Raw genomic sequence first — 16,189 nt, forward strand, 5'->3', positions numbered from 1 at the left:
TCTGCCCTGATCGCAGGTACGCCCACGCACCTGGGCAACGTCTACAGGCCGAACATCCATGGCACCATGACCACGGTGACCGCCATCACCAGCAAGGTGAACGGCACACCGATTTTGACGAAGTCGGCGAAGCGGTACTGTCCAGGCCCCAGTACCAGGGTGTTGACCGGCGACGACACCGGGGTCATGAACGCTGCCGAGGCGGCCAGCGCCACCGTCATGGCGAACGGGTAGGGCGACATGCCCAACTGCGTGGCCGTGCTGATGGCGATCGGCGCCATCAGTACCGCCGTGGCGGTATTGGAGATGAACAGGCCAATCACCGCCGTCACCGCGAACAGGCAGGCCAGGATTGCCGTAGGCCCGGCCGTGCCCAGCAGGCTGACCAGAGCGCTGACCGCCAAGTCGATGCCGCCGGTTTTCTGCAACGCCTGGGCGAAGGGCAGCATACCGACGATCAACAACAGGCTCTGCCAATGGATGGCGCGGTAAGCGCTGTTCATGTCGATGCAGCGGCCGGCGCCCATCAGCAGGCAGGCCAGCAGCGCTGCGATGACGTTGGGCACGACGCCGCTGACCATCAACACCACCATGATCGCCAGGCTGGCCAGGGCTTGTGGCGCACGCCTGCGCGCAGGGGCCACTTGATCGATTTCAGCTGGCAGGCTCAACACCAGGAAGTCTTTCGCCTGGGCCTGCAGCTGGCGTATCGCCTTCCATGGGCCCACCACCAGCAATGTATCGCCAAGGCGCAGTTTTTCCTCGACCAGCTGCTGGTCGATGGCCTCTTGATCGCGGCGCAGGCCCACCACGTTGAGGTCGTAGCGGCTGCGGAAGGTCAGCTCCAGGATGCTCTTGCCGATCAGTTGCGAGCCTGGCGGCAACGACACTTCGGCCATGCCCAGCTCCTGGGATTGGTCGATGAAATAGGCAGCCTTGAAGTGCAACGGCTCCAGGTGCATGGTTTGGCACAGGCTGCGCAGGTTGTCCTGCTTGGCAAACAGGTCCAGCAACAGCACATCGCCCTGATGCAGCACGGTGCTGCGATCGGCGCTGATCACCCGAGTGGTGAACTTGTGCTGGCGCTCGATGCCGATCACGTTGGCGCCATGCCGGGTGCGCAATTCAAGCTCGCCCAGGCTGTGGCCGATCAACGGCGACTGCGGGCGAATGCGCAGCCGCCGTTCGCGGCCTTTGAGCTTGTAGTCGAGCACCAGGTCGAGCAGGGTGCGACGGCTTTCCACCCGGCCGTCCTTGCGCACCTCGCCATTGAGCCAGTGGCGGGTCATCAGCATGTAGGCGATACCCAACACCAGCACCACCAGGCCAAACGGGGTGAAGCTGAAAAAGCCGAACCCTGAACCGACATGGCGCACAAGCTCGCTGTGCACCACCACGTTCGGCGGGGTGGCGACCAGGCTGAGCATGCCGCTGATCAGGCCGGCGAAGCTCAGCGGCATCATCAAGCGGCTGGGTGACAGCTTCAGGCGCGCGGCGATGCTCAGTACCACCGGGATGAAGATCGCCACCACGCCCGTCGAGCTCATCACCGAGCCCAGGCCGGCGACCGAGACCATCAGCAGCACCAGCAGCCGCGCTTCGCTGTTGCCGGCGCGTTCACTCATCCAGTCGCCGATGCGCAAGGCGATGCCCGTGCGCACCAGGCCCTCGCCAATCACGAATAGCGCGGCAATCAGCACCACGTTGGGGTCGCTGAAGCCGGCCAACGCCTGCTCGACGGTGAGCACGCCGGACACTGGCAACACCAGGATCACCAGCAGGGCGACGACGTCCATGCGCGGACGGTTGATGACGAACAGGGTGACGACCACGGCCAGCAGGCCGAGGACCCAGAGCAATTCCTGGTTCATGGGGAGACGGTGTTCCTTCACTCAAAGGGGCACGAAAGACAGTAGCAGCCCAGTGTGACTGGGTGGAGTGAAGGCGGTGTTGATGTGTTGCAGGTTTTACGTATTTGCCTTGCGATAGGGGCCGCAGTGCGGCCCGTTCCTGGCTGGAATCAACGGTGGCGATGACGGCGGTGCTTTTTGCCGCCATTGTTGTCGCCATAATGGTTGCCCAGCGCACCCCCGGCAGCACCGCCCAGACCCGCGCCCACAGTGGAGCCGGTCTTGCCGCCGACCGCGCCGCCGAGCAACGAACCGCCCGCTGAGCCCAGGCCACCGCCCAAAGCGGCTTCGGTACGGTTGCCCTTGCGTGCAGCGACTGCGCTGCCGGCTGCGCCACCGACGCCGGCGCCAATCGCCGCACCAGTGCGGCCGCCCATTTGCTGGCCGACGACATTGCCCAGCACGCCGCCCAGGCCGCCGCCAATGGCGGCAGTGCCGTCACCGGCCAAAGCGCCCTGGCTGAGCAGCAGGCCTAGGGCAAGGGAAGGAAGAGTCAGACGCATGATGAGAACCTCGGGTGAAACATCAGGAGAAGCGCCGGGCCGTGGCGCGGCAGGTCAATTCAGGACAACGGCATCAACGCGAGTAACGGTCACCGCGCCATTGGCGATCGTCATCGTCGTCGCGGTCGTGGCGGTGATGGTGACGGTGGCCGCGATCATCATCGCGCCAACCCCCGTCGTCACGATGGTGATGGTGGGAGCAGCCTGAGAGCAACACAAAAGCGGCCATCAGCGAAAAGCTTGCAAGGCGAACGGTCACGATACAGGTCCTTGATCTACAAAGGTTTACCGGGCACTTGCTGAGACTGGAATCGATCCATTTGGTTTCCTTTGCAGACGAAAAAAAGCCGCAACGCGATAGGCGGCTGCGGCTTTGTCTGCTTCAGTGTTGGCTAAGGCCAATCAGTGCGAAGGGTGGATGTCCAGCACGACGCCATTAGTGGTCTGGACCAGCACGTACTGCGAGCCCATCTTCACCCACTGGCTTTCTTTCTCAGGTGCCGACAGCCCTTTGGCTTTCCAGTCGGTAACGGCACTCTCCTTGCGTTTGTATTGATCCGGCGCCTTGTCACCCTTTTTCAACTCGCGGTTGTGGGTCTCAGGCCCGGACACCGTCTCTTCGGTGGATTGCGCCGCCATGGTCACCATGGGCAGGGCGGCGAACAGCAGGGCAGGCAACAGATGTTTGGCTTTCATGACGATTTCCTTGGTTGGCATCTGTTAATGCGACAGCAAGCAGCTTGGGACAATTCCTTTGCGGTGCTAGAGTCGCTTTCTTTTTTTCCGAGGAACGAACATGCGAGCGATTGTGCCGGTGGTTGCAGCGCTGATGTTGGCCGGTTGCGCCAGCGCCACCATGGAGGCGGCCCGCGCCGGCAAGCCGACGGCGCAGCTCGATTCGCGCAAGGCGCCGCAATTGGTGGCCCAGTGCATCCAGTTCAGCTGGCAGCGGGACGAAGTGTTTGGCGACGACGCTGGGGCGTACCTGCAGGCGCGCGAACAGGGCGGCGTTACCGTGTATACCCGCGAGGCTGAGTCGTTCGTCGATGTGTACGAGCAGGCCGGTGGTACCCGTGTCGATTATTACGCCCAGCACAACGACAGCATGGCCTTGCAGCGCCGTGCTGCAGCAGCGACCTGCTTGTAACCCCTCATTGCAGGCGAGGGCGCCGCCCGTGCAGCGCCCTCGCCATGCCACGCGTCAGGAGAGGAAACCGCCATCGACGTTGAGCGCTGTGCCGGTGGTATAGCTTGAGGCGTCGCTGGCTAGGTACAACACGGCACCGGCCATCTCCTTGGGATCGGCCACCCGCTTGAGCGGGATCTGTTGCAGCGCGGCATTGAGGATGGCGTCGTTCTTGACCAGGGCTGAGGCGAACTTGGTGTCGGTCAAGCCTGGCAGCAGAGCGTTGCAGCGGATGCCAAACTGCGCACATTCCTTGGCGAATACCTTGGTCATGTTGATCACTGCTGCCTTGGTCACCGAATAGATGCCCTGGAACAGACCAGGGCTGACGCCGTTGATCGAGGCGACGTTGATGATGCTGCCTGCGCCGTTTTCGCGCATCAGCTTGCCGGCTTCCACAGACATGAAGAAGTAGCCGCGAATGTTCACGTCGACGGTCTTCTGGAAAGCCCCGGGGTCGGTGTCCAGCACGTTGCAGAACTGCGGGTTGGTGGCGGCATTGTTGACCAGGATGTCCAGGCGGCCGAACTGCTCGCGGATACCGGCAAACACCTGCTGGATCTGCTCCAGTTCACCGATGTGGCAGGCCACCGGGGTGGCCTTGCCGCCGGCTGCGACGATCGCCTCGGCGACGTGTTGGCAGCTCTCGAGCTTGCGGCTGGAGACGATCACATGAGCGCCCTGTTGGGCCAGCAGGTGCGCGATGGCCTCGCCGATGCCACGGCTGGCGCCGGAGACGAAGGCGATCTTGCCCTCGAGGTCGAACAGTTGGGTCTTGGACATGCGGGTTTCCTTGTGGTCTGGCATCAAAGCGTGGACGTGTCGATGACCTGCAGGCTCATCTGCTCGAGCAACCGGTTCATCTGGATGAACTGGGCGAAGCGCTTGTCCTGGGTCTGGCCGTGGTAGTAGCGGTAGTAGATCTGTTGCACGATGCCGGCTAGGCGGAACAGGCCATAGCAGTAGTAGTAATCGAAGTTGTCGATGTTGATGCCGGCACGCTCGGCGTAGTAATCGACGAACTGGCGGCGGCTGAGCATGCCTGGCGCATTGCTCGGCTGGCGGCGCATCAGTTGCACCGGCGCTGGATCAGCGGCTTCGATCCAGTAGGCGAGGCTATTGCCCAGATCCATCAGTGGATCCCCAAGGGTAGCCATCTCCCAGTCCAGCACGCCGATGATGCGCATGGGGTTATCGGCATCGAGAATCACGTTGTCGAAGCGATAGTCGTTGTGCACGATGGCCGGGCGCGGATGGTCGGCCGGCATCTTCCGGTTGAGCCAGGCAATGACCTGTTGCCAAAGCGGGGCATCCGGCGTCAGGGCCTTCTGGTAGCGGCTGGTCCAGCCTTCGATCTGGCGCTGCACGTAGCCTTCAGGCTTGCCCAGGTCCGCGAGGCCGCAGGCGTTATAGTTCACCTGATGCAGCTCGACCAATCGGTCGATGAAGCTTTTGCACAACGCTTCGGTGCGCTGCGCATCCAGCCCCAGCTCTGCAGGGATGTCCGAGCGCAGAATCACACCGTTGACCCGCTCCATGACATAGAACTCGCCCCCGATCAGCGACGTGTCGGTGCAGTGCACATAAGCCTTGGGGCAATAGGGGAAGCCGTTGTTGAGCTGGTTGAGTATGCGAAATTCCCGGCCCATGTCGTGGGCCGACTTGGCCTTGTGGCCATAGGGCGGGCGGCGCAGGACGAAGTCTTGCTCAGGGTAGCTCACCAGGTAGGTCAGGTTCGACGCCCCGCCCGGAAACTGGGTGATCGACGGACTGCCGGTAAGGCCCGGGATCCGGCTTTTGAGGTAAGGGTCGATGACGGCCGCGTCGAGTTCTTCGCCGGGGCGTACCTGGGTGGACTGGTCGGTGAGCGTCATGCGTTTTCCTTATTATCTCTTGCAAGGACTATTGGTTAATCTAATGGGCTGCAGCCGGTGGGACAAGCGTGCCAAGTACCCCATAGACCTTGGTGTTGCAGGCCGATCACTGGCCCGAATGGCGCGCAAAAAAAAACCGAAGCCGCTCAGGCTTCGGTTCGCACTGGGGGCTGGGCCTGCCTCAGGCCGGGAACAACTCGCTGAGCTTCATCGACAGCATCATGTCGCCTTCCACGCGCAGCTTGCCGCTCATGAACGCCTGCATGCCGTCGGTTTCACCGCTGACGATACCCTTGAGGGTTTCGCTGTCCATGACCAGGGTGCAGTTGGCATCGGGGTTTTCGCCCTCTTGCAGGTCGCAGGTGCCATCTTTGACGATCAGCGCATAGTGCTTGTCTTCGTCGGTGATGTTGAAGCCGAACACCAGGTCCAGGCCTTCAGCAGCGGACGGGTTGAACTTCTCTTGCATCTTTTTCACGGCATCGGCTACGGAGGTCATGGTGCATTCCTTATTGAGTGATGGTGATATCCCCGCGGGGACAAAACAGGCCGGGCTCAGCGAAAGGTGATGAGCTCCGGCGCCTTCAACAGCTGGACATGGGCTTGGCAGTTGAAGGAAGCCAGGGCCACGTCGCGGCCGCGAAACTTGAGCTGGCTGAACGACGTGTTGATGATCTGCCAGTTCAGCGCAAATGCCTGTGCTGGCGTGATTCGGGTAACCAGGTGGAGCAGGGCGGCAATGGTGCCGCCGGAGGTGAACACGGCGATATTTCCGCCACTGCTGGCGGCGTCGAGCAGCCGCTGGAGGCCGGTTTGGACACGGGCGGTGAACGCTTGCCAGGTTTCCAGGCCGTCATCGGCATGATCGCCGGCGTGCCAGCGCTGCACCATCACGGCGAACAACCGTTGAAATTCGCTACGATTGTGCGCGCCATTACGCAGGATTTCCCGCGCATTGGGTTCCTCGGCCAGCAGCCCCGGCAGCAGCGCGCGAATGACGCCGTCGGCGTCGAACTCATTGAACGCTGCATCGGTCTCAATGGCCGGCACCGCCACCCCTGCCGCGTGCATGGCTTGCAGCGCATGCTGCGCGGTGTCTTGCTGGCGGCGCAGATCACCGGCGACGCAGCGGTCCAGGCGCAGGTCAAGCTGGGCCAGGTGTGCACCCAATGCTTGGCTCTGGCGAACGCCGATGGGCGAGAGGACATCGTAGTTCTCGGCACCGAAGGACGCTTGGCCATGGCGAATGAGGTAGAGGTTGCCCACAGAGGTATCCGGCATTGGGTGTTGCTGCGAGGTTAGGATGCGCCACCCAGGCTGTCAACGAAAAAACATACAAGCGTTTGAAAAGGTTGTTTGAACTGTGTTGCCAGCGTTTACCTGCGCTGGCGAGGGCAGGGGCGCAACGGTATGCTTGCTTCAGTTTCGCGCCAGGTTGGCGCAGGTTCATAAGGAGTCAACGTGGAGTTTCTTGCCGAGTACGCAAGCTTTCTCGCCAAAACCGCCACCCTGGTCATCGCCATTCTCGTGGTGTTGTCAGCCCTTGCCGGGTTGCGCGGCAAGGGCCGGCGCAAGGCCGGTGGGCAATTGCAGGTCACCCGTCTCAATGAGTTCTATAAAGAGCTGCGCGAGCGCCTGGAGAGCGGCTTGCTCGACAAAGCGCAGCTCAAGGCCCTGCGCAAGCAACAGGCCAAAGGTGAAAAGAAGAACAAAAAAGGCAAGGCTCAGGAGCCTGGCCGGGTGTTCGTGCTCGACTTCGACGGCGACATCAAGGCCTCGGCGACCGAGAGCCTGCGCAACGAAATCACCGCATTGCTGACCTTGGCGACCCCGCGTGATGAGGTGGTACTGCGCCTGGAGAGCGGCGGTGGGCTGGTGCACAGTTATGGCCTGGCAGCCTCGCAGTTGGCCCGTGTCCGGCAAGCTGGCATTCCGCTGACGGTGTGCATCGACAAGGTCGCCGCCAGCGGCGGTTACATGATGGCGTGCATCGGCGAGAAGATCATCAGCGCGCCGTTCGCCGTGATCGGCTCGATCGGGGTGGTCGCGCAATTGCCCAATATCAATCGTCTTCTGAAGAAGCACGACATCGATGTCGAAGTCCTGACTGCCGGAGAGTACAAGCGGACACTGACTGTGCTGGGCGAAAACACCGAGAAGGGCCGTGAAAAGTTTCAGCAGGACCTGGACATCACGCACCAGCTGTTCAAGGACTTCGTCGCCCGCTATCGTCCGCAGCTGCACATCGATGAAGTGGCCACCGGCGAGGTCTGGCTGGGCGTGGCCGCACTCAATCGCCAGCTCGTCGACGAGCTGCAGACCAGCGACGAATACCTCAGCGGCCGTGCCCGTACTGCCAACGTGTTCCACCTGCATTACGCCGAGCGCAAGAGCTTGCAGGAGCGCATCGGCATGGCGGCGAGCGGCAGCGTCGAGAACGCGGTGGTGGGGCTGTGGAGTAAACTCAACCGTCTGCGCTAACACCTTGAACCCGCTGAAATTTTTTTCTGTTTAGGGGGTTGCAAGGTGATTCGAATGCAGACATAATGGCGCCCATCGAAACGCAGCAAGCTTTGAAAAAGCAGCGGTGTTTCAAGGAGATAGCGAAGCGTAAGCCGTTACCTCCGAACTTTGAGGCCGAGTAGCAAAGTGGTTATGCTCCGGATTGCAAATCCGTCTACGCCGGTTCGATTCCGACCTCGGCCTCCACCATTCGAAAGCCCCGCAGATTAACGTCTGCGGGGTTTTTCTTTATGGGTCATAAAACACCATGAGTTCCGAAACTTTTGTGTTGGAGTTCCGAAACTTCAGCCTTTCGAGGGTTTGGCGATGGCGCCGACGCGCCGGTAAACGCGCTCGGTGATTCCCTCTTTCGAGTGGCCAAGCAGCACGCTTGCCTCGCTTAGGTCGTTGATCTCTGATGCGGCCTTCGGCCGGATATCGCGGAACTGGAACTGGGCGATTCGATTGGCCAGGTCTGGCTTCTTCTCCAGTTCAGCTTTAACCCTTGCAGCCTCGCGGGCATCCGACCACCGGTTGCGCAGCATGGGCCAGCTCATGCGCTTGCCGTGTTCGTTGACGATGAAGAACGGCGACAGGTGCTCGCTGGTCCTGCGCATGATTCGCTCGAGCAACTGACCCAGGCTGTTCTTCACCCCGTCCATCTCCAAGACGATCCTCAGTCGCTTGCCGGTCTTGCCTTGGCTGACCAGCAGGTAGATCCCCTCCATATCGTCCTTTCGCATGGAAAGCACGTCTGACGGCCGCTGGCCAGTCAGGTAAGCCAGGTCCATCGCATCCTTCAGCTCCGGTGGAGCCTCCTCATACACCGCCTGCCACACCGTTTCGTTGGCGTAGAAATCGCGCGGTTTCTCCTTGTTCTTCCTCACGCCCAGGCACGGGTTGTCTCTGGTTGTGAGCCCCCATTCCCTGGCCGTGTTGAATACGTGCGAGAGCAGTGCGATTTCCCTGTTCGCCCTGGTCTTCGCCGAGCGCGAGTCGCGGTACTGCGCGATCATGGCTGGCGTGATGGCGTCGATCGGCGCCGAGTCGAACACGGCGCGCAGCTGCTTGAGCTCGTAGATGTTGTCCTTTTGGGTCCTGGTGGCCTTGCCGGGGATGATCTTCAGCAGATACTCGTCGAAGATCCCCTTCATGGTTGTCAGCTCGGCCGGGGTGGCCTTGGCTTCGAAATCGGCCCACTTCAGCTTGGCCTGCACCAGGTCGGTACCGAGAGGGATTTCCTTGCCGGCCTGATCGCGGTAGTAGTACCCAACCCACACTTTTCCGTTTTTTCTAGTCCGCTTGCGCCGGTACATGCCCGGCGGCAGGTCGCGGTTCTCGGTACTTCTGGGTCGCATTTCACTTTACTCGGGAGAAATCAGGGGTCCAGGCGGGCGCCGGGGGCGGGGCTGCAGCGACAGGCACGGTGTCGATCACCACGCCGCTGAGCTTTTGGCGTGCGTACAGGCGACCCACCAGGGGCCGACCACCGCGGCTCTCGACGAAATGCCAGCCTTTCTCTTTTAACCAGCGGCGCTGCCACGCCCGGGGTTTGTAGCCGGTGATCACCACCAGCTCTTCGTCCGAAAGGATCTCGGTATCCATGGGATGGTCTCCACGCCGCCGGTGGCGGCAGGTTGTCAGGAGGTAGCCTTTGCGATGGTCTGCTCGAAGCGCGCGGCCAGGTTGGCGTTCACCTCGGCCTTGGCCAGGCTGTCGGCGGTGCCCTTGGCGCGGTGCAGTGTTTCGTACTTGCGCAACTGGGCGGCTGCATCGATAAGATCGTCCAGTAGCAAGGGCGCCGCGGCGATCAGTCGGGCATTGGCCTTGGTCTGATGGCCGTTGAACCACTCGCCTGAATCGCTCGACTCATCCTCATCAATGACCATGACGTTGCAGATGCCGATCTGCTCGTGGCGAGCAACTGGCGAGACGTAGATCGGGGTTTTGTCGGTGGACTCAACGAACCATGGGCCTGGCGTGTGTTTATGTTTCGTCATGGCAATAGCTCTCCATGCCCGCGCATGTCGGCGGGCTTGAGTTGTAAGGGGGTTAGCAGTTGAAGGCGAACTGGAAGTAGCGGCCGTCAGGCAGGGGAAGTGCTACGGTGCCGGAGAAGTCATCGCCGGACATGCCGCATTCTTGATCGATGTACACGTCGCCGAGGGCGAAGCCGTTGTCCTGAGGCGCGCCGGCCGGCTCGTCGACGATCTCGTAGTCGTAGGTGTTCTCGGCCGCTTCAATCTCTTCCTCGACCTGGGCGAAAACCTCATCACCAACCAGGACCTTTACCATTTCCAGCACAGGGGCGTTGCGCGCCTGCTGATCCAGAAGGTACTGGGTCTGGGCCTCATCGGCCGCCCTCATGATCTCGAAGCACTCCTCATCGGTGATTCCGAAGATGTTGCTCATCGCGGCGCCCTCCATACCAGGTAGGCCATGTAGGCGAGGTCGATCATGGCTTCCACCTCTTGCCGACGCGGTACACCGTCATCATGTTGTGATGGAGTGGCACTTTGAGGACGTGGTCGAAGAACTCGCCCTTACCAGAGATGAATCCGGTAGGCACCTTGGTTCCTCCGGCGCCGAATTCACGCCAGCATTCTTCGCCGCCGTTCTTTTCCCAGTAGGCGCGCTCGCGCTTTGGAATCTCATCGTAGGTTTTTTCGAACACGGAGATATCCGGGATATCACAGATCCGGCGCCATGCGGGGTTGCGTTTGCACCATTCAGCAGCATGCTGAGATGCTTGATCTACAGAGTAGAATTCCTTTTTGCTTTGTTCGGTCACGGCATCAGCTCCTTCGGCACCTGGACGGTATCGCCGAGCTTGGCGGCGACGATGGCGCGGCAGGCGGCGATGGTAGAGCTTGGGTGGTACCCGCTTCCGGTCATACCAATCAGAGCCTCATACTCTTCGAAGGCGTAGATCAGGCTGATACGGTGTTTGTCCAAAAGCAGGCCAGCCAGCGCCCAGTCTTCCCACGGGTTGTAGCGCTTGGTGTGCTCGATGACCTGGCCCTGGTAGCGGGCGAACACCCGCCACGGGTTACCGTACTCCGGCGGCGCTAGGAACAGGTCCAGGCCCTCGGCCATACCGACTGCCCACCCAAGCGACTCGCCGGCCAGGTCGCCCGTCTTCACTTCGATCAGGTTGGTCATGGCAGCAAGCCTTCGGGCACTTCAAAAAACTGAAGCTGCCCCTTGAACGGGATGAAAGGGATAGGCTTAGGATCGCGCAGCACGAACGCCTTATCTCCCGAGTACCAAGGCGAGTTGCTGCAATCGACAGAGTCGACCAGCTCGACTGAGCCTATGATTCCGCCGCGCTCCAGGTCTTCAAAGCGCGGAACTTCGACGCCAAGCGGGCCGAAAATCCACGTCGCCTCGTTGTATTCGGCACGGGTCATGCCTTTGGACGCATGCACCAGAAACCGCCCGCGCATTTTCGTGTGCCAAGTTCGATTTTCGACGTCCTTGCCGCCGTGAATGATCAGCCAGGCCCATGGCTGCTTAATTGATAGTGCTTTCACAGCTGATACCTCTCATCAATCCAGCGCCCAGGCGCCATAGCGGGTGTAGGTTCGGGTTGGGTTTCGTGCGGGGAGAGCTGGCGCTCGTTGCCGGCCTGATGGTTGCCGCCCGATATCTCTTGGGCTGATGGGCAGCCCTTGCCGCAGTCCTGGGACCACGAGGCCGACCCTGAGCAGTTGGTGAAGTAACGATTCCAGCCCCCGTCGAGGAAGCGGTAAACGGTGCATCCATCCACGGTGAACAGCTTTTCCACCTTGAAGCCTCTGGCGACGGAAGAGGTGGCCGGCGGTGTAGGTTCCAGGCAGCCGGCCAGGGTGGCCAGCAGCAGGAGGCTGAGGGCGAGGCGGCTCATTCCTTCACCTCGATCGTTACGTCGTCGTGGATGCATTCGATGTCGCGAAGATCGCCGTCATCAATCTGCGATTCCCGCAAATCGTTGCTTTCGAGTAGCTCTTGGACTTCGTCGTCCGGCATGTCGTACATGACCCGCTTGAAGTTCACGATGGCTCGGCCGGTCAGGATGATCGTTTTGGGCACAGGAGATCCTTGGCCGCCATATCGCGGCAGTGAAAAGAGGGGAGAGGGGTTACAGCGGGGTGGGGTGCGTCGCACTCTTCAAAAACCCTCACTGTGGCTGCTGCTGGAAATGTTCTGGCGGCTACACAGAGGAGGTGACTTATGAAGAAGGTACGTGTGGTTCTTATGGTTCTGACCGAGTTCCTGAAGCTGACCCGTGAGCTAGTCGAGTTGCTGCGCTGCCTAGGATGCCTCGAGTAAGGCAGGCCTATTGGCGACAATCCTTTTTATAGATTGCTGCGCCGCGTGCGCACCAAGCGCCATATGCGTGACGCATCCAGTCTTGGATGAACACCCCGGCATCGGTCTTGCGGTAGTCGGCTGCGGCGAAGTGTCGGTCGGCCCATTCGCGGAACTCGCCTTCCTCGCACTCCATGCACTGGTTGCCCAGGTCACGACAAATGGCGTAGTCGTTCGGCGCGCTCGGCTCTGCGCTGGCGTCGATGCTGTGCGACTCGACCAGCTCCGCGCGCAACGATTCGATCAGGCTTTTCTGCTGCTCAATGACGGCGCGCAGCCGCTCAATTTCATCCGCCGCCTGCGATACCGCTTCGCCGTCCAAGTGATCCCAGCTATGCCCGCCAGCATAATTGCGAGCCATGGCGCGAAGGGTTGAAACGATTGAATCGGTCACGATTCCACCTCCGGCTCTGCGCTGGCGGATGCTTTCAACAAATGGGCTAGCAACTCACTCAGTCTTTGGCGCTGCAAGCCTGGCACGGTATCTCGAACAAGCTCTGCCCGTGCCAAGGCCTCGGCCACCTGGGCGCGCAGGGCATCGCGCTCTTGCTCGACGCTGGCGCATAGGCTCGCAACCTCATGCAGTCTTGCTTCGCACCGCTCAACCTGGGCAGGATCGGCGTGGGTGTAGGCCAACTCAAGACTTGCAAAGCTGGCGGGTTGTCCGCATAGGTCGACCATCGCCGCTGGTGGAGCACCGTCTATCCATTCGGTAACGATATCGCCGAGCTCGTTTATGCCGCGCCACGCCACCGGCTCGCCCTGGTGCTGCACGGCTGGCGCGACCCCAGCCATCGGCCCCAGCCCAACAATCGGCAGCCCAGTAGCCGCTGCATCCCGCTCTGCCTCTTCTTTGGTCCACCAGATGGCAGTATCAACCATCCAGGCTATAGGGTCGGGCTGGGGCGCTGGCTGTGCAAGGATGGCCCGCAACTCGGGAAGCGCGCCCAGCGCTGTTGCCGTGTTCTTGCCGAGGTCAAGGCGCTCGAGCAGCTCGCGCGGCACGCTGACCATCTCTGTGTTGCTGGATCGGTTTTCTGTGGGCATGGGATACCTCGCGATCATCACGACCGAATGGGCTGTCAAGGGGGTGTTTATCGGGAAAAGTTTCCCGGCATGCTTAGGCTGATGAATGTTTCACCCAGTACGCCTTCGAAAGTCGTGATGCAACGATGTGCGCATCACATCGACGGGGCATCACGCTATGAAGCGATTTACTGACTGGATCAACTTCTTGTCCGCTGTTGTGCGGCTTATCGATGCAATCACACGCTCAGGCTGGCTATGAGCTGGTTCTCGAGGCGCCATCCGATCCAGCGCACGACGGGCACCGCTTTACTGTTGCCGATTGCCTTGTAGCGTGGGCCGTCCGGGCACAAGCCTGCGACGCGCCCGCGATAGGCGATCAGCGTGTAGTCATCAGGGAATCCCTGAAGCCGTTCGCACTCGCGCGGAGTCAACCTGCGCACGGCTGACCCTGTAAGCACGTTGCGCTCTTGAGATCGACCTCCGTCGCCAGGTGCGGTGAGCGCGTAGGCGATGTCTCCGCCGACCTCCAAAGATCTACCGCCTTCTCGCCCTCTTTCTTGGAAAGCGATGCAGGGCAGACCTTGGCCTGGCTTGCCGCCGCCTGTTGATAGCGTGCCCACTACTTGGCCATCTCCGCCTTCCAGCCGGATCTCGCTACGGCTGTTTTCCGCAAAGGCCAGCACCGCATTCTCTTGGCCGCTGTTCCTCCCGAGTGCAAACGCCTGGTCGTGGAGAGTGCAAGGATCTTGCGTGCCGTGCACCACGAGCATGCCGTTCTCGGCATCCTGCTGGGTGGCGCTGCCGGCCGCCTTGCCGTTGGCCTGGAGTGTGCCGCTGACGACGAAGGCCTCGGACTCAAAATCCATTCTTCCGCTGGCGCTGGCACATGCGTTGCGTGCAGGGGCCACATCAATTGGCCCTGCGGTATTGTTCCCGCCGAATACGGTCAGGCGGCCGTCTGCTGCGTCGTTCTCGTCGACGCCTCCAGTGCTTGCTGTAATTGTGCCGGCAGCTGCTTGCCCCTCGCCTCGGCGCGGCGCAGTATCCCGGCGCACGCCTTCGCGCTCAAAAAGTACTTCGAGGGGATCGAATCCTGCTCGAGCACTTGCGACAACGAACACACGGCGGCGTCGTTGGGCCAGGCCGAAATATTGGGCATCCAGAACCCGCCATGCGACTGTTCGCGTGGGTCCATACACACAACCAGCGTCCTTCCATTTGCCCCCTGGCGGCTTGAGCTCTGCGGATTCGCCCACCAAGGCGCCGAGGAAGCAGCCAAACGCGTTGCCTTTGTCTGAGAGGACTCCAGGGACGTTTTCCCAGACACAGGCGGCCTCGGGCTCGCCACGCTTTGTTCGAACATGGTCAATTGCATCGAGCAGCTCCACATATTTGATGGTAAGGGCGCCGCGGGGATCAGCCAGGCCTTCGCGCATGCCTGCCACGCTGAATGCCTGGCAAGGTGTGCCGCCGACCAGGACATCGGGCGCCTGAATTTTGCCGGAAAGCACCAGGGCAGCTAGGCGGGTCATATCGCCGTGGTTCGGGGTGTCAGGGTAGTGGTGAGCCAGCACCGCGCTGGGGAACTGCTCGATCTCGGCGTACCAGGCGGCGCGCCAGCCCAGCGGGTGCCAGGCAACGGTCGCAGCTTCAATGCCGCTGCAGACGCTTCCGTAGGTGATGGGCATGATGGCTCCTGGCCGGTATGATGTGAAGCCAATCAATTGACTTCCTGTGTGCCGCTTTGAATAGGAATATGAAATGGATTTAATTGCTGAGTTTGATCGGAGGCGGGAGGCTTATAACTCCCTTGCGAAAACAATGGCCGATTTAATCAATCGGCTGATTGACGCAAGGAAGATTAGTTACCACTCAATTTCGTTCAGATGTAAAACTAAAGAAAGCTTTGAGCGAAAAGTAGATATAAAGCAGTCGTATTCAGCGCTTGAAGATGTTACTGACCTAGCAGGTGTCAGAATAATTACTCATTTTTCTGATGATGTTGATGTTGTCGCTTCGATGATAGAGTCTGAGTTTAAGATTGACCGAAAAAATTCAATTGATAAGCGTGCCGCTCTCGACCCCGATAGGTTTGGATACTTATCTCTACATTACGTCGTTTCGTTAAAAAGAGAGCGGGAAGTTTTAGATGAGTATGCTGCTTTCAAAGGGCTGAAATTGGAGATCCAAATTAGGTCAATTCTCCAGCATACTTGGGCGGAAATAGAGCATGATATTGGATATAAAAGTTCTGTTGAAGTGCCGAAGGTGATTAAGCGGAAGTTTTCAAGAATGGCAGGGCTGCTGGAGCTTGCAGATCAGGAGTTTGTTGCGATACGTTCGGAGTTGAGTAAGTATCAAAAAAGTATGCTCGCTGAAGCCGCCAGAAGCCCAGAAAAAGTATTGTTGGACAAGGTTACATATCTCAATTTCGTGCAGACCGATGAAAGATGCTTGGATTTGGATAACGAAAGTGCTGCGATCTGCAATCTAAAACTTATGGACGAGCCCAAAAACGTGGCTAAGCAGTTGCAGGCGTTGAGCTATTTTGGCATTGAAACTGTAGACCAGTTGAGTAAATCTTTGGTTGATTTTCAGGATGATATCCGTCGGCGAGTTCACGATATTGCTAGTACTAAAAGTTCAGATAAAGTATCGTTAGCTTCTCGCGGAGTTTGTGTTTTTTATCTTACTCAAATGCTGGCGGCGAAGAGCGGTAACGAAGATATTATTGATGGTTTTCTAAAGATTCGTGGACTTGCGTCGTCGTTCAAGAGCTATCTTCTTAACTTCTATCAGGGGCAAAATATTCGGTAAATCGTTGAATCGCTGCCG

The 16,189-nt window shown here is 59.9% G+C and carries 23 protein-coding genes and 1 tRNA gene; 5 read left to right on the forward strand and 19 right to left on the reverse strand.

The genetic code is table 11. The features are described 5' to 3' along the window. Positions 1-41: 41 nt before the first annotated feature. Both FS665_RS01505 and FS665_RS01510 read right to left on the reverse strand, forming a co-directional pair. Positions 42-1,871: an SLC13 family permease gene (locus FS665_RS01505; protein WP_145182290.1), complete on the reverse strand. Its 1,830-nt coding sequence runs from the start codon at positions 1,869-1,871 to the stop codon at positions 42-44. Between the two features lie 149 nt (positions 1,872-2,020). After that, positions 2,021-2,413, reverse strand: a complete 393-nt coding sequence (locus tag FS665_RS01510; RefSeq protein WP_145182293.1) for a glycine zipper domain-containing protein — start codon at positions 2,411-2,413, stop codon at positions 2,021-2,023. Here FS665_RS01510 and FS665_RS23330 point away from each other — a divergent pair. Beyond that, positions 2,412-2,621: a hypothetical protein gene (locus FS665_RS23330; RefSeq protein WP_178108272.1), complete on the forward strand. Its 210-nt coding sequence runs from the start codon at positions 2,412-2,414 to the stop codon at positions 2,619-2,621. The two genes, FS665_RS01510 and FS665_RS23330, sit on opposite strands and share 2 nt — an antisense overlap. A 194-nt stretch (positions 2,622-2,815) precedes the next feature. Here the strand turns inward: FS665_RS23330 and FS665_RS01520 are convergent, their stop codons facing one another. After that, on the reverse strand, positions 2,816-3,109 hold the full coding sequence (locus tag FS665_RS01520; protein WP_145182299.1) for an RcnB family protein: 294 nt from the start codon (positions 3,107-3,109) through the stop codon (positions 2,816-2,818). 100 nt (positions 3,110-3,209) lie between these two features. Here FS665_RS01520 and FS665_RS01525 point away from each other — a divergent pair, with 100 nt between their 5' ends. Continuing rightward, entirely contained in the window at positions 3,210-3,560 is a 351-nt protein-coding gene (locus FS665_RS01525) for a hypothetical protein (RefSeq protein ID WP_145182302.1), read from the forward strand. Between the two features lie 54 nt (positions 3,561-3,614). Here FS665_RS01525 and FS665_RS01530 read toward each other — a convergent pair whose 3' ends face one another. The 4 genes from FS665_RS01530 to FS665_RS01545 form a co-directional block, all read right to left on the reverse strand. Next, on the reverse strand, positions 3,615-4,382 hold the full coding sequence (locus FS665_RS01530) for an SDR family oxidoreductase (RefSeq protein WP_145182305.1): 768 nt from the start codon (positions 4,380-4,382) through the stop codon (positions 3,615-3,617). Between the two features lie 23 nt (positions 4,383-4,405). Then, on the reverse strand, positions 4,406-5,473 hold the full coding sequence (locus FS665_RS01535) for a phosphotransferase family protein (RefSeq protein WP_145182308.1): 1,068 nt from the start codon (positions 5,471-5,473) through the stop codon (positions 4,406-4,408). A gap of 181 nt (positions 5,474-5,654) precedes the next feature. Continuing rightward, positions 5,655-5,972: an SCP2 sterol-binding domain-containing protein gene (locus tag FS665_RS01540; RefSeq protein ID WP_145182332.1), complete on the reverse strand. Its 318-nt coding sequence runs from the start codon at positions 5,970-5,972 to the stop codon at positions 5,655-5,657. Between the two features lie 56 nt (positions 5,973-6,028). Beyond that, positions 6,029-6,739 (reverse strand): histidine phosphatase family protein, encoded by a 711-nt coding sequence (locus FS665_RS01545; RefSeq protein ID WP_145183336.1) that lies wholly within the window; start codon positions 6,737-6,739, stop codon positions 6,029-6,031. Between the two features lie 195 nt (positions 6,740-6,934). Between FS665_RS01545 and sohB the strand changes: the two genes are divergently transcribed. Together sohB and FS665_RS01555 are read left to right on the forward strand one after the other, a co-directional pair. Then, entirely contained in the window at positions 6,935-7,954 is a 1,020-nt protein-coding gene (sohB, locus tag FS665_RS01550; protein WP_145182334.1) for a protease SohB, read from the forward strand. Between the two features lie 154 nt (positions 7,955-8,108). Beyond that, positions 8,109-8,182: transfer RNA gene (locus FS665_RS01555), tRNA-Cys, on the forward strand. 98 nt (positions 8,183-8,280) lie between these two features. On the opposite strand, the gene FS665_RS01560 is transcribed toward FS665_RS01555, so the two are convergent. From FS665_RS01560 to FS665_RS01615, 12 genes are all read right to left on the reverse strand, one after another. After that, positions 8,281-9,333, reverse strand: a complete 1,053-nt coding sequence (locus tag FS665_RS01560) for a site-specific integrase (protein WP_145182336.1) — start codon at positions 9,331-9,333, stop codon at positions 8,281-8,283. A gap of 1 nt (position 9,334) precedes the next feature. Then, the gene (locus tag FS665_RS01565) at positions 9,335-9,580 is read right to left on the reverse strand and encodes a DUF4224 domain-containing protein (RefSeq protein WP_145182339.1); all 246 of its coding nucleotides are present in this window, start codon (positions 9,578-9,580) and stop codon (positions 9,335-9,337) included. Between the two features lie 35 nt (positions 9,581-9,615). Further along, entirely contained in the window at positions 9,616-9,975 is a 360-nt protein-coding gene (locus FS665_RS01570) for a hypothetical protein (RefSeq protein ID WP_145182342.1), read from the reverse strand. Positions 9,976-10,027: 52 nt separating this feature from the next. Continuing rightward, positions 10,028-10,387: a hypothetical protein gene (locus tag FS665_RS01575; RefSeq protein ID WP_145182345.1), complete on the reverse strand. Its 360-nt coding sequence runs from the start codon at positions 10,385-10,387 to the stop codon at positions 10,028-10,030. A gap of 43 nt (positions 10,388-10,430) precedes the next feature. Further along, positions 10,431-10,766: a hypothetical protein gene (locus FS665_RS01580; protein ID WP_145182348.1), complete on the reverse strand. Its 336-nt coding sequence runs from the start codon at positions 10,764-10,766 to the stop codon at positions 10,431-10,433. Then, complete coding sequence (locus FS665_RS01585) at positions 10,763-11,137, reverse strand: DUF2591 domain-containing protein (protein WP_145182351.1); 375 nt, start codon at positions 11,135-11,137, stop codon at positions 10,763-10,765. The genes FS665_RS01580 and FS665_RS01585 overlap by 4 nt, the downstream gene beginning before the upstream one ends. Next, positions 11,134-11,508: an ASCH domain-containing protein gene (locus FS665_RS01590; protein ID WP_145182354.1), complete on the reverse strand. Its 375-nt coding sequence runs from the start codon at positions 11,506-11,508 to the stop codon at positions 11,134-11,136. Before FS665_RS01590 ends, FS665_RS01585 begins: the two co-directional genes overlap by 4 nt. Continuing rightward, positions 11,505-11,861: a DUF4884 domain-containing protein gene (locus tag FS665_RS01595; protein WP_145182356.1), complete on the reverse strand. Its 357-nt coding sequence runs from the start codon at positions 11,859-11,861 to the stop codon at positions 11,505-11,507. Before FS665_RS01595 ends, FS665_RS01590 begins: the two co-directional genes overlap by 4 nt. Then, positions 11,858-12,046, reverse strand: a complete 189-nt coding sequence (locus tag FS665_RS01600; protein ID WP_145182359.1) for a hypothetical protein — start codon at positions 12,044-12,046, stop codon at positions 11,858-11,860. The genes FS665_RS01595 and FS665_RS01600 overlap by 4 nt, the downstream gene beginning before the upstream one ends. A 247-nt stretch (positions 12,047-12,293) precedes the next feature. Next, positions 12,294-12,719 carry a hypothetical protein gene (locus FS665_RS01605; protein WP_145182362.1) on the reverse strand — a complete coding sequence of 142 codons (426 nt, stop codon included), beginning with the start codon at positions 12,717-12,719 and terminating at the stop codon, positions 12,294-12,296. Next, the gene (locus tag FS665_RS01610; protein ID WP_145182365.1) at positions 12,716-13,339 is read right to left on the reverse strand and encodes a hypothetical protein; all 624 of its coding nucleotides are present in this window, start codon (positions 13,337-13,339) and stop codon (positions 12,716-12,718) included. The genes FS665_RS01605 and FS665_RS01610 overlap by 4 nt, the downstream gene beginning before the upstream one ends. Before the next feature lie 251 nt (positions 13,340-13,590). Continuing rightward, positions 13,591-15,042 carry a DNA cytosine methyltransferase gene (locus FS665_RS01615; protein ID WP_145182368.1) on the reverse strand — a complete coding sequence of 484 codons (1,452 nt, stop codon included), beginning with the start codon at positions 15,040-15,042 and terminating at the stop codon, positions 13,591-13,593. 73 nt (positions 15,043-15,115) lie between these two features. Between FS665_RS01615 and FS665_RS01620 the strand changes: the two genes are divergently transcribed. Then, positions 15,116-16,171 (forward strand): GTP pyrophosphokinase family protein, encoded by a 1,056-nt coding sequence (locus FS665_RS01620; RefSeq protein ID WP_145182370.1) that lies wholly within the window; start codon positions 15,116-15,118, stop codon positions 16,169-16,171. The last annotated feature ends 18 nt before the right edge of the window (positions 16,172-16,189 follow it).

This window comes from Pseudomonas sp. URMO17WK12:I11, assembly GCF_007677725.1.
Classification (GTDB): Bacteria; Pseudomonadota; Gammaproteobacteria; order Pseudomonadales; family Pseudomonadaceae; genus Aquipseudomonas.

Coding starts and splice junctions, on each gene's coding strand:
- FS665_RS01535 (WP_145182308.1), bottom strand. CDS start 5,473: ATGACGCTCACCGACCAGTCCACCCAGGTACGCCCCGGCGAAGAACTC.
- FS665_RS01560 (WP_145182336.1), bottom strand. CDS start 9,333: ATGCGACCCAGAAGTACCGAGAACCGCGACCTGCCGCCGGGCATGTAC.
- FS665_RS23330 (WP_178108272.1), top strand. CDS start 2,412: ATGATGAGAACCTCGGGTGAAACATCAGGAGAAGCGCCGGGCCGTGGC.
- FS665_RS01520 (WP_145182299.1), bottom strand. CDS start 3,109: ATGAAAGCCAAACATCTGTTGCCTGCCCTGCTGTTCGCCGCCCTGCCC.
- FS665_RS01540 (WP_145182332.1), bottom strand. CDS start 5,972: ATGACCTCCGTAGCCGATGCCGTGAAAAAGATGCAAGAGAAGTTCAAC.
- FS665_RS01570 (WP_145182342.1), bottom strand. CDS start 9,975: ATGACGAAACATAAACACACGCCAGGCCCATGGTTCGTTGAGTCCACC.
- FS665_RS01615 (WP_145182368.1), bottom strand. CDS start 15,042: ATGCCCATCACCTACGGAAGCGTCTGCAGCGGCATTGAAGCTGCGACC.
- FS665_RS01595 (WP_145182356.1), bottom strand. CDS start 11,861: ATGAGCCGCCTCGCCCTCAGCCTCCTGCTGCTGGCCACCCTGGCCGGC.
- FS665_RS01505 (WP_145182290.1), bottom strand. CDS start 1,871: ATGAACCAGGAATTGCTCTGGGTCCTCGGCCTGCTGGCCGTGGTCGTC.
- FS665_RS01620 (WP_145182370.1), top strand. CDS start 15,116: ATGGATTTAATTGCTGAGTTTGATCGGAGGCGGGAGGCTTATAACTCC.
- FS665_RS01575 (WP_145182345.1), bottom strand. CDS start 10,387: ATGAGCAACATCTTCGGAATCACCGATGAGGAGTGCTTCGAGATCATG.
- FS665_RS01610 (WP_145182365.1), bottom strand. CDS start 13,339: ATGGTCAGCGTGCCGCGCGAGCTGCTCGAGCGCCTTGACCTCGGCAAG.
- FS665_RS01510 (WP_145182293.1), bottom strand. CDS start 2,413: ATGCGTCTGACTCTTCCTTCCCTTGCCCTAGGCCTGCTGCTCAGCCAG.
- FS665_RS01530 (WP_145182305.1), bottom strand. CDS start 4,382: ATGTCCAAGACCCAACTGTTCGACCTCGAGGGCAAGATCGCCTTCGTC.
- FS665_RS01565 (WP_145182339.1), bottom strand. CDS start 9,580: ATGGATACCGAGATCCTTTCGGACGAAGAGCTGGTGGTGATCACCGGC.
- FS665_RS01585 (WP_145182351.1), bottom strand. CDS start 11,137: ATGACCAACCTGATCGAAGTGAAGACGGGCGACCTGGCCGGCGAGTCG.
- FS665_RS01525 (WP_145182302.1), top strand. CDS start 3,210: ATGCGAGCGATTGTGCCGGTGGTTGCAGCGCTGATGTTGGCCGGTTGC.